Raw genomic sequence first — 6,808 nt, forward strand, 5'->3', positions numbered from 1 at the left:
CCCACCGCCTAGCCCACCGCGTCCAGGGCCTCCGCCATCCCCTCGGGCAGCCGCCCGCCGTGGATCACCCCGAGGCTCTGCGTGGCGCGCGTCAGGGCGACGTAGAGGTCGCTCGGCGCGAAGTCGGCCGGCTCCACGACGACCACCGAGTCGAACTCCAGCCCCTTGGCCTGCCGGGGATCCAGCAGCACCACCCTGCGGGTGAGGTCGGGTTCCGCCCCGGCCCGCACCCCGGGCACGCGGTCCGCGACGGCCGCGTGCAGCGCCCGCGGGGCGATCACCGCGAGCCGGCCCTCGGCGGGCGTACCCCGCCGCACCGCCTCCGCGACCTGCTCGGCCAGGTCCGCAGGCCCGCCGGCCCCGTCCCCGCCGACGCGCCGCAGCCAGGGCCGGCGCCCGGTGGACCGCACCGACCGCGGCGGCTCGAAGCCGGGGTGGCGGGCCCGCAGCACGGCGGCGGCGACGTCCATGATCTCGGCCGGCGTGCGGTAGTTGACGCCGAGCCGGACCAGCTCCCACCGGTCGCCGACGTACGGCTTCAGCACCTCCGCCCAGGATCCGCAGCCGGCCTCCTCCGCGGTCTGCGCGGGGTCGCCGACGAGGGTCATGGAGCGGGTCGGGCAGCGGCGCATCAGCAGCCGCCACGCCATCGCGGACAGCTCCTGCGCCTCGTCCACGATGACGTGCCCGAAGGCCCAGGTGCGGTCGGCGGCGGCACGTTCGGCGGTGCTGCGGTGGTCGGCCTCCTCGTGCCGTTCGGCCATCCGTTCGGCGTCGATGATGTCGTGGGCTGCGAGGTACTCGTTCTCCATGTCCTCGAACTCGTACGACTCCGACCCGGCCGACAGGTCCAGGACGCCCTGCGCGTACTCGATCCGCTCCTGCCGGGCGCGTTCCTGCGCGGCGCGCCGGGCGCTGTCGTCGACGCCGAGGAGTTCGGCGGCCTCGTCGAGGAGGGGGATGTCCGCGGGCGTCCAGTCGCCGGGCCCGGTCACCGGCCGCCGGATCAGCGCGGCCTCCTCCTGCGGCAGGTGGGCGGGGTCGGCGAGGAAGTCGGCGACGAGGGCGTGCGGGGTGAGCGGCGGCCACAGGGAGTCGATCGCGGCGTGCACTTCCGCGCTGGTGGCGATCTCCTTGCCGAGCTGGGCGATGTCGTCGGCGCCGAGCAGGTTCGGGCCGCCGAACGGGTCCGCGCCGAGCCGGTCGGCGAGCTGGTCGGTCAGGGAGTCGATGACGGAGAACGCGAAGTAGGGGCGGGCCAGGTTGTGCGGCAGGCCCGTGGACCGTGCGCGGTCGCGGGCGGCGTGGGCCATGGTCCGGTCGAGCAGCAGGGTGCCGTACTCGTCGTGGTCGATCTCCAGGGCCGGCTCGGGGACGAGGTCGTTGTCCTCACCGCTTCCGGCGGGCAGCGCCTCGGGGAGGATCTGCCGGTCGGCGACGACGCGGGCGAGGACGTCGGCCATCCCGGCGCGGCCCTTGATCTCGGCGGCGGCCGGGCTGTCGGTGCCCGCGGCCCGCACCCCGGGGAAGAGCTCGCCGATGGTGGCGAGGAGTACGCCGGTCTCGCCCAGGGCCGGGAGGACCTCGCCGATGTAGCCGAGGAAGGCGGGGTTGGGGCCGACGATCAGGACGCCGCGCTTGGCGAGCAGCTCGCGCCGGGCGTACAGCAGGTAGGCGGCGCGGTGCAGGGCGACGGCCGTCTTGCCGGTGCCGGGGCCGCCCTCGACGACCAGGACGCCCTGGTGGGGGGAGCGGATGATGCGGTCCTGCTCGGCCTGGATGGTCTCGACGATGTCGTGCATGCGGCCGGTGCGGGCCGCGTCGAGGGCGGCGAGCAGCACGGCGTCGGCGTCCGCGCCTTCGAGGCCGGTGCGCTCGGGGTCGGCGAGGTCGAGGATCTCGTCGTGGAGGGCGGTGACCTCGCGGTCGAGGGTGGTGATGTGCCGGCGGCGGCGCAGGCCCATCGGGTGGTGGCCGGTGGCGAGGTAGAAGGGGCGGGCGACGTCGGCCCGCCAGTCCAGGACGAGGGGGGTGCGGTCGGCGTCGTCCTGCCTGATCCCGATGCGGCCGATGTGGTGGTCGCGGCCGTCGGAGAACTCCAGCCGGCCGAAGCAGAGGCCGTTCTCTCCGGAGTTCAGGGCGGAAAGCAGGCCGGACTGCTCCGCGACCAGGACGTCGCGCTCCAGACGCGCTTGGAAACCATTGCCCGCACCTTTGGCGAGTGCGTCACGCACGGCGCGTTCGGCCTGGTCACGCAGGTCGTCGAGGCGCGCGTAGAGCCCGTCGACAAATTGCTGCTCTTTCCGGAATTCCGTGGTTGACAATTCCACTCCCGACCCGATATAGTGTCCCCGTAAGGCTGCTTCGCGCTCGTCTCGAGAAACAGGCGCGAAGGGTTCAATATATCGCTCCCCCTCCCTCGGAAGCCAATTCGCTCCGGGGTTTTTTCATTTTCTCCCCCCGGCCGCCGCGGGTCACCCGGACGGCCCACTCGTCAAGGCCTTGTGGGCGATGCCCTGCTGTGGTGGACGTAGGAGCAGTCCACCCGACGGGGAGGCCACATGTACGAGATGCACCTCGGCGAGGCGACCAGCGGGCCCGGCCCGGTCTGGCACGTCGTCGCCCGCGACCGGTCCGCCACCCTGTGCGGACGGCCCCTCGTCCCGGCAGGCGGCCGCGACACCGACCGCCACTGCCTGCCCTGCATGTCGGCCTTCCGCGCCGTCATGACCGGGGAGGTGCCACAGGCCTGACCCGGACCGCGGACCGAACAGGGGTTTGATCGGGCGGTGACCGGTCATACGCATGCACGTCCTCCACTTCCGGGCGGACGGGGGCCACCCGTCCGGACCGGACGGGATGCCCGAGGGAGCCAGCATGCCGGAAGACGACACCGCCACCCGCCGACAGGACGAGGAGCAGGACAGAGCCCGTACCCGACTCGGCCACGACCCGGACGCAGAGGCCGACACGGCCTACGCCGACGGCAAGTACCGCGGCAACGGACGCAACGAGACGCGCCAGGAGCGGGCGGACCGCCAGTGGCAGGAACTCGTCCAGGAGATACGGGTCGCCCAGACCGGCGTCCAGATCCTCTTCGGCTTCCTGCTGACCGTCGCGTTCACCGCGCACTTCCAGCAGCTGGACGAGCCCGACCGGACGATCTACGTCATCACGGTCGTCCTGGGCTCCCTCGCCACCGGAGCGCTCATCGGGCCGGTCGCCTTCCACCGCATCGTCTCGGGCCGCAGGATCAAACCGGAGGCGGTGACCTGGGCCTCCCGCCTCACCATGGTGGGCATCGTCCTGCTGCTCGCCACCCTCGTCTCCGCGCTCTCCCTCATCCTGCGCGTCACCACGGGCGACGACCTCGTGCCCTGGCTGGTCGCCGGCGTCCTGCTCTGGTACCTGCTGTGCTGGTTCGCGCTGCCGATGTGGGTGCGCGGCCGCCACACCAACGGCAGACGCGATCCGCAGGACGGCAAGCACCCCCGGTAGCCGGTCGAAACCGCATGGGCGAAAGATCGTCCGTGTGGCACAGTGGCCGCTCGTGCCGCGGCCCGGGCCGCGGCCCCGGAACCGCCACCCGACCGCGGAGGACACCCACATGACCGGCACGACCGGGGTGGCCGTCGCCACCTCTGCCCTCGGCCTGGCCCACGACTCGGACCTGCCCGTACTGCTGGAGGCGCTGCGCGCCCGCGGCCTGGAAGCGGAGGCGGCGGACTGGAGCGAGCCGGACCACGACTGGTCGCGCTACTCGGCCGTGGCCATCAGGTCGACGTGGGACTACGCCCTCCGGCGGCCCGCGTTCCTCGCCTGGGCGGACGCCGTCGAGGCCGCCACCCTGCTGGACAACCCCGCCGATGTGGTGCGGTGGAACACGGACAAGCGCTACCTGCACGATCTCGCCGACCGCGGCGTCCCCGTGGTCCCCACCCGGTTCGCGGCCCCCGGCGAGGACGTACGGCTTCCGGGAGAGGGGCACTTCGTCGTCAAGCCCTCCGTTTCGGCCGGCGCGCAGGACACCGCCCGCTACGCCCCGCACCAGTGCGACCTCGCCGCCGCGCACGCCGCCGCCCTGCACGCCTCCGGGCGCACCGTGATGGTGCAGCCCTACCTGTCCCGGATCGACGAGGGCGAGCGCGCGCTGGTCTTCCTCGGCGGCGTGTTCAGCCACGCGATACGCAAGGGGCCGGTCCTCACCGAGACCGGCCTCGACAACACCCGCGCCCCGCATCCCGGCCTGGCCCCGCACCGGCCCTCGGCACCCGAACGGGAACTCGCCCGGGCGGCCCTGGCGGCCGTACCGGCGGACCGCCCGCTGCTGTACGCGCGCGTCGACATCGCGACGGCGGACGACGGCCGGCCGGTCGTGATGGAACTCGAACTCGTCGAGCCGGACCTCTTCCTGGGGCACTCCGCGGACGGCGCCGCCCGACTGGCGGGCCTCATCCGCGACCGCGCCGCGGCCACGGCCCGGCCCCGCGCCTGAGCGGCGGAAATGCGGGTGACGGCGATCACCGCCGTCCTGCATGATGGGCGGCCCCACCCTTGGGTCGCCCATGCGTTCGAGTGAGGACATCCCGGTGCAGTCAGCAGTCTCGTCGGTCACCCGCACCACCGGTACGCCGCCGGAGAGCGCGCTCGTGGAAACCTGCCTGGACCTGCTGGACCGGGCCCGGCGGCTCCCGCTGGACGACGAGGGGCGCCGGCTGCTGGAGAAGGCCGCGGGGGCGTTCGTACGCGACGGACGGCACCGGCGCCGGGCCGCGGATCGCGCGGCCCGGGCGGCGGCCGACGCCCGCCTGCTGGCCGCCACCGCCACGGGCGCCGCGGACCGCACGATGGACGCACCCCTGCCCGCCGCCCCCGCCAACGCCGCCGGGCCGGCCCTGACGGTCGGCGCGTACATCGGCCGGCAGGGCCCGCACACGGACGCGGCGCCGCCGCAGCCGTCTTCCGGGGGTGAGCCGCCGCAGCTGCTGCACCGCCCGCAGCGCTGCTACGTGTGCAAGGACCACTACCGCCGGGTCCACCACTTCTACCACCGGCTCTGCCCCCGCTGCGCCGAGGACAATTTCGCCCGGCGCACGGCCGGCACCGATCTGACGGGCCGGCGCGCGCTGCTGACGGGCGGGCGCGTGAAGATCGGCTTCCAGGCGGCGCTGATGCTCCTGCGCGACGGCGCCGAGCTGACGGTGACGACCCGGTTCCCGCGCGATGCCGTACGCCGCTTCGCCGCGGCCCCGGGCGCCGCCGGCTGGTGGCCCCGGCTGGAGATCGCCGCGCTGGACCTGCGCGACCCCCGGCAGGTCCTGGCCTTCACCGGGCGCCTCCTGGCCCAGGGCCGGCCTCTGGACATCCTGGTCAACAACGCCGCCCAGACCCTGCGGCGCTCCCCGCAGGCCTACAGCGCCCTGGCCGCCGCCGAGGAGGCCGCCGAGGAGGCCGCCGACGGGCAGGCACTCCCCGCGGCCCGGATCTGGAGCGCTCCGGGGTTCCTCCCGCCCGGCCACCGCGCCGAGCCCCCGCCGTGGACGAGGGAGCTGCTGGCGGCATCGGGAGCCCCCCTCCCCGCGCCGGCGCCCGCAGCACGGCCGCCGGCGGAGGTCGACGAGTCGGGCCTCCTGACCGACACGGCCGCAGTCAATTCCTGGACCCTGCGCCTGGGCGATGTGGACCCGGTGGAGATGCTGGAGGTCCAACTGGTGAACAACGTCGCCCCGTTCCTCCTCGCCGACCGCCTGCTCCCGCTGCTGGAGGCCTCCCCGCACCCGCACCGCTACCTCGTCAACGTCTCCGCGGTGGAAGGCAGGTTCACCGTCCGCAACAAGACCGGCGACCACCCGCACACCAACATGGCCAAGGCGGCCCTGAACATGCTCACCCGCACCAGCGCCGCGGACCTCGCCGCCCGCGGCATCCACGCCTGCAGCGTCGACACCGGCTGGGTGACCGACGAGAAGCCGCTGCCGGCGCGGGAGCGGCACGCCGCCACGGGCTGGCGCCCGCCGCTGGACGTCGTCGACGGCGCGGCCCGCATCTACCACCCCATCGTCCAGGGCCAGTCGGGCACTCCGATCCACGGGGTGCTCCTGAAGGACTACCGGCACGTCCCCTGGTGACTGCTCCGCCTGAGCGGAACGACAGGCGCGGAGCGGCCCGAGGGGCCGCGGCGGGACCTATAGCAGACGGGCCGCTCCCGCAGGGAGTTTCCCGCGAGGTTCACCCGTTTGCCCCGGCCTGCATCGGCCTCGATCCAAGAGCGGGTAAGTTCGTTGATCGTGACGGATTCCGGGGACCACGGCTTACCCCTTCCCGAGCGCCTCGACACGGCGCGGACCAGCCACCGCGGCGCTGCGGCCCTGCGGCTCTCTCCCGTACGCCCCCGCCCCAGCCCCGCGCGGAGGGCGGCTGCCGCGCGTCAGGACGCGTTGAGCACGGAACCGCACACCGCGCACGCCGGAACCCGGGGCGCGCCGACGACAGTGCCGTCGGCGCCTTCGCGCGGCGTGTGCACGGCGTCCACGTGCAGGGACAGCACATGCTCGAAGTGCTGTTGGCGTTGCAGTTCACGGCGGTCCGCGGGGTGCAGCCGGCCCACTCCCCCCGACGACCACGTGGTGAGGGCCGTACCCAGCACGGCGCACACCAGCACACTCCACAAGAACACGTCTGCCACGACGGCTGCCTTCCTCGACTGACTCCAAGCGCTCCCGAGACGATCCGGGAACACCTCGACATAACGCGGCGGCATATGCGGAGTTGCGCCCTGTCATCCGATTGCCGCCCCGCTCCCCCACCC

General features: G+C 73.9%; 6 protein-coding genes. 4 read left to right on the forward strand and 2 right to left on the reverse strand.

Annotated features, from left to right (window positions below):
- Positions 1-8 precede the first annotated feature (8 nt).
- Positions 9-2,324, reverse strand: a complete 2,316-nt coding sequence (locus EF903_RS26370; protein ID WP_125547256.1) for a UvrD-helicase domain-containing protein — start codon at positions 2,322-2,324, stop codon at positions 9-11.
- A 237-nt stretch (positions 2,325-2,561) separates the two neighbouring features.
- On the opposite strand from EF903_RS26370, the gene EF903_RS26375 reads away from it, so the two are divergent.
- The 4 genes from EF903_RS26375 to EF903_RS26390 all read left to right on the forward strand — a co-directional run bounded on the left by EF903_RS26375 (position 2,562) and on the right by EF903_RS26390 (position 6,128).
- Positions 2,562-2,753, forward strand: coding sequence for a hypothetical protein (locus EF903_RS26375; RefSeq protein ID WP_125547258.1), 192 nt, complete (start codon positions 2,562-2,564; stop codon positions 2,751-2,753).
- Between the two features lie 124 nt (positions 2,754-2,877).
- Positions 2,878-3,498: a DUF6328 family protein gene (locus EF903_RS26380; protein WP_221888776.1), complete on the forward strand. Its 621-nt coding sequence runs from the start codon at positions 2,878-2,880 to the stop codon at positions 3,496-3,498.
- 109 nt (positions 3,499-3,607) lie between these two features.
- Positions 3,608-4,495 (forward strand): RimK family alpha-L-glutamate ligase, encoded by an 888-nt coding sequence (locus EF903_RS26385; protein ID WP_185902828.1) that lies wholly within the window; start codon positions 3,608-3,610, stop codon positions 4,493-4,495.
- Positions 4,496-4,565: 70 nt separating this feature from the next.
- Positions 4,566-6,128, forward strand: coding sequence for an SDR family oxidoreductase (locus EF903_RS26390; protein ID WP_125547260.1), 1,563 nt, complete (start codon positions 4,566-4,568; stop codon positions 6,126-6,128).
- Positions 6,129-6,427: 299 nt separating this feature from the next.
- Here EF903_RS26390 and EF903_RS26395 read toward each other — a convergent pair whose 3' ends face one another.
- Positions 6,428-6,685, reverse strand: coding sequence for a hypothetical protein (locus tag EF903_RS26395; protein ID WP_125547262.1), 258 nt, complete (start codon positions 6,683-6,685; stop codon positions 6,428-6,430).
- Between the last annotated feature and the right edge of the window lie 123 nt (positions 6,686-6,808).

Source organism: Streptomyces sp. WAC05292, from assembly GCF_003949955.1.
GTDB lineage: Bacteria > Actinomycetota > Actinomycetes > Streptomycetales > Streptomycetaceae > Streptomyces > Streptomyces globosus.